The following is a 3,778-nucleotide window of genomic DNA, read 5'->3' as shown; positions in this document are numbered from 1 at the left end:
TGACTGATTTCCCCTTCCATCAATGCGGACAACCCGGTTGCCGTCGTTTGACCGAAGGAGCTAATGAGATAATCACTATAGAGGTCGAACAGTTCATCGTTTTTCATAGTTCAGATTGTAGCATATCCCTGATTTTCTGGGTGCGTAAGGTGAGTAAGATCAATGAGATTGATTTTAATAATCTCAAGGATCGCCACCATTTTGGCGATATCTATGAGCAGATTTTGCGCGATCTCCAGAATGCGGGCAATGCCGGTGAGTACTATACGCCACGTGCCGTCACCCAATTTATGGTCGAGATGGTCAACCCGCGCCTGGGTGAACGCATGCTTGATCCGGCGGCTGGAACCGGCGGCTTTCTTACCTGCGCGGTGGATCACCTGCGCAAGCAGGTGCGTACTCCCGATGATGAGATGCGCCTTCAGACGCTCATCCACGCGGTCGAGAAGAAGCCGCTGCCCTACTTACTCTGCGTCACCAATCTGACTCTGCATGATGTGGCGGTTGATCTGCATCGTGTGCGCCACGACAATACCCTCGCCCGCCCGCTGATAAGCTATACGCCCCAGGATCGGGTTGATGTCATCCTTACCAATCCGCCCTTTGGGGGGATGGAAGAGGACGGCATCGAGAGTAACTTCCCGCAGACCTTCCGCACCCGTGAGACTGCCGATCTCTTCCTGGTGCTGATCATCCACCTGCTCAAAGTGGGTGGGCGCGGGGCGATTGTGCTCCCCGATGGGACGCTCTTTGGCGAGGGGATCAAGACGCGCATCAAGGAGAAGTTGCTCAGCGAGTGCAACCTCCACACGATTGTGCGCTTGCCCAACGGCGTCTTTGCGCCCTACACCGGCATCAAGACCAATCTGCTCTTCTTCACCAAGGGCGAAGCGACCCGCGAAGTCTGGTACTACGAGCACCCCTACCCATCCGGCTACAAGTCCTACTCCAAGACCAAGCCGATCCGCATTGAGGAGTTTGCGCCCGAAAAAGCCTGGTGGGAGCAGCGGGTTGAAAACGAGTATGCATGGCGCGTGCCGGTCGAGCAGATCGTGGCCAACGGCTACAATCTGGACATCAAGAATCCGCATCAGGCAGACGTAGAGCAACTCGACCCCGAACACCTCCTCGCCAACTACCAACGCCTCCGCGCCGACGTGGCCGAGGTGCGCGAGGCGCTGCGCTGCGAGTTGGCGGCGGCGCTGGAATGCTAATGGGCTGGTACAATGGACAGGCTACGTCTCTATGGGTTATCTATAAGACTCCGCAAAGGAGCAATGCCAATGTGGATTGAAAAAATTCTTCTCAAGGGAGTACGCTGTTTTCATTGCGAAGAGATTAACTTCACTGCAAATGATCGTCAGGGGGCAAAAGCACAACCCTGCAAGTGGGTGACGCTCCTAGGAGAGAATGGTGTTGGAAAGAGTACCATTCTTCAGGCAATCGGCCTGCTCCTCGCTGGCCCTGAGGCTACGAAAGAATTACTTCCTCGCCCTATGGGATGGGTGCGGGAAGAGCAATCATCAGGTGAGATCAGTATAACCGTTCATCAAGATCAAGATGATTCTGGTACATTTGGAAACGATAAAACCACCAGAGTATTTTCTTATGGTTACACAATTACTGGTGATACGCCCGTCGAGCTAGAGGGTGTAAGCTATAGTGAACCTGCGATCATTGAGAAACGCTCGCGCCATTTGAGTTGGTTGCGATCAAATGCGTTTCTTTCCAAAGGGCAGGGTGGGTGGTTTGCAGCAGGTTACGGCCCATTTCGGCGTCTGACTCGTCACAACCAAATGTTGATTCCTAGTCTTGATCAACCCACACGGGCCAGCAATTTTTACGCCCAATTTGATGAAGATCGCGCCCTTAGTTCGTTTGAACGCTGGATGGTCTATCTTGACTTTCAGGAGGTCAAAACCCAAGATCCTGAAGCCAAGCGCCGTCGCGAAATTGGTGAACGGGCAATTACTCGTCTACTTCCTGAATCTACCAAGATTGCTGAGGTAACAACGCGAGGTGAGGTTGTTTTTGAGGTCGGTGGGCGCCGCGTACCGACGATTGCGCTCTCTGACGGTTATCGGAGTGTGATTGCCTTCGCCGGTGACCTGATCTGGAGGCTTATCCAGTCATTTCCGCACCTAGACGATCCTACCCAGGCGAGTGGGGTGGTTCTGATTGATGAGCTTGATATTCATTTACATCCTCGTTGGCAGCGTCAAATTGCCACTTGGCTACGCGAAGTCTTTCCAAACCTTCAGTTTATCGTTGCTACCCATAGTCCACTCGTAGCGATTGGTGCCGGAAGTGATGCACTGACCCTCACACTAGATGTTGTCGCGGGCGAAGTGCAGATTACACGAAATGTTGACCTCTCCTTGTATGATGTGGATCGTGTACTGCGTAGTCCAGCCTTTGGTCTCGAATCGACTCACGCCCCACAGACTGAACAATATCTGAATCGTTACCACCAACTGATGCAACGGAGTGATCATCTGAATCAGGTTGAGCAGACCGAATTAGAGGCGTTACAACCACTTATCGCACAAGCCCAACCTGTTCTCGCCCCCGCTGAACCTGGAAGTTTAGAAGAACGCATTAGCACCTTTTTGCAGGAACGCCTACCATGATCAAGGTTGTACGCGATGCAGAGCCGAGGGTTCTACGCCGCAATAGTACACGCTGGCGCGATAAGCTACTTCGCCTGAGAGCCGACCCACATGCGACAAAGAAGCAGATTAAGGCTGCTGAGAGCAAATACAATCATCATGAGATCAAAGCACAGCTCAAGACAATGTTTGCGGATAAGTGTGCCTACTGCGAGCATAAGGCATGTGTTGGCCATTACGGTGAGATTGAACATTTCCGCCCCAAGGCTGTCTATCCTGAGTACACCTTTACGTGGAGCAATCTACTCTTCTCATGCGCAATCTGCAACAATGCCTCACACAAAGCTGATCATTTTCCCCTGGATGCTGCTGGTAATCCCCTTTTGATTGATCCCAGCGCCCCCACTGATGATCCATCCGACCACCTAGAGTTTCGTTATGACCCCGTGACCCGCTATGCCCTTGTGTATGGTATAGATGACCGGGGCAAATCCGTCGAGGATGTCTTTGATCTGAATGGGAGACGCGGGCGTAAGGAATTGCTGCGCCACCGCAGTCAGTATATCAACCAATTACGCGCCCTTATCAAAGTTGCCCGCACTGGTGATACAGATGCACTGACCCTTGTGCATGAGGCATGCATGCCGCATGCTGAGTATGCCGCCTTCGCTCGTGCCCTCTGTCAAATATATGGAATTGCCCAGTGAATACATCCTCCCTCCTCCTCACCCACCTCGACACCATCGCCGCCGCCCCCGGCGGTGTCACCCGCCTGCGCCAACTCATCCTCCAACTCGCCGTCCAAGGCCGCCTCGTCCCCCAAGATCCCCACGATGAACCGGCGAGGGTGTTGGTGGAGCGGGCTCGGATCATAAAACTACAGTTGGGGGTAAAAGGCCAAAAGAATGCGATTGGAAATCTTGATATTACACTCACTCCGTTGCCTGAAACATGGACTTGGACAACTTTGGCCGATCTTGGCCTAGTCAACCCACGTAACCAAGTGGCTGATGAGCAAGAGGTTGCCTTTGTCCCGATGAATCTCATCCCTCAGAACTTTGGTGAGAACATAAAGTCAGAAGTTCGTCTCTGGGTAGGTGTACGCTTAATGGTGGTCGGCGCACCACCGATCAATCTTGGCCTGCATCTCCTTTGATCGCCGCCCCCGC

Annotated in this window: 4 protein-coding genes; all 4 read left to right on the top strand. The window is 53.0% G+C overall.

Features of this window, described 5'->3' with window-relative positions:
• Positions 1 to 149 precede the first annotated feature (149 nt).
• The 4 genes from EKD03_RS17970 to EKD03_RS17955 all read left to right on the top strand — a co-directional run bounded on the left by EKD03_RS17970 (position 150) and on the right by EKD03_RS17955 (position 3,765).
• Positions 150 to 1,214, top strand: a complete 1,065-nt coding sequence (locus EKD03_RS17970) for an N-6 DNA methylase (protein WP_202976816.1) — start codon at positions 150 to 152, stop codon at positions 1,212 to 1,214.
• Between the two features lie 69 nt (positions 1,215 to 1,283).
• Positions 1,284 to 2,630 carry an AAA family ATPase gene (locus tag EKD03_RS17965; protein ID WP_129633804.1) on the top strand — a complete coding sequence of 449 codons (1,347 nt, stop codon included), beginning with the start codon at positions 1,284 to 1,286 and terminating at the stop codon, positions 2,628 to 2,630.
• The gene (locus tag EKD03_RS17960) at positions 2,627 to 3,316 is read left to right on the top strand and encodes an HNH endonuclease family protein (RefSeq protein WP_129633802.1); all 690 of its coding nucleotides are present in this window, start codon (positions 2,627 to 2,629) and stop codon (positions 3,314 to 3,316) included. The genes EKD03_RS17965 and EKD03_RS17960 overlap by 4 nt, the downstream gene beginning before the upstream one ends.
• On the top strand, positions 3,313 to 3,765 hold the full coding sequence (locus EKD03_RS17955; protein WP_129633800.1) for a hypothetical protein: 453 nt from the start codon (positions 3,313 to 3,315) through the stop codon (positions 3,763 to 3,765). The genes EKD03_RS17960 and EKD03_RS17955 overlap by 4 nt, the downstream gene beginning before the upstream one ends.
• The last annotated feature ends 13 nt before the right edge of the window (positions 3,766 to 3,778 follow it).

The organism is Candidatus Oscillochloris fontis (assembly GCF_004138135.1).
Classification (GTDB): Bacteria; Chloroflexota; Chloroflexia; order Chloroflexales; family Chloroflexaceae; genus Oscillochloris; species Oscillochloris fontis.
Note: the sequence above shows the minus strand (reverse complement) of the source record. Positions and strands in the feature narration are given on the sequence as shown.

What these genes read in the sequence shown, in the direction of transcription:
- EKD03_RS17965 (WP_129633804.1), top strand. Translation starts at nt 1,284, where the DNA reads ATGTGGATTGAAAAAATTCTTCTCAAGGGAGTACGCTGTTTTCATTGC.
- EKD03_RS17960 (WP_129633802.1), top strand. Translation starts at nt 2,627, where the DNA reads ATGATCAAGGTTGTACGCGATGCAGAGCCGAGGGTTCTACGCCGCAAT.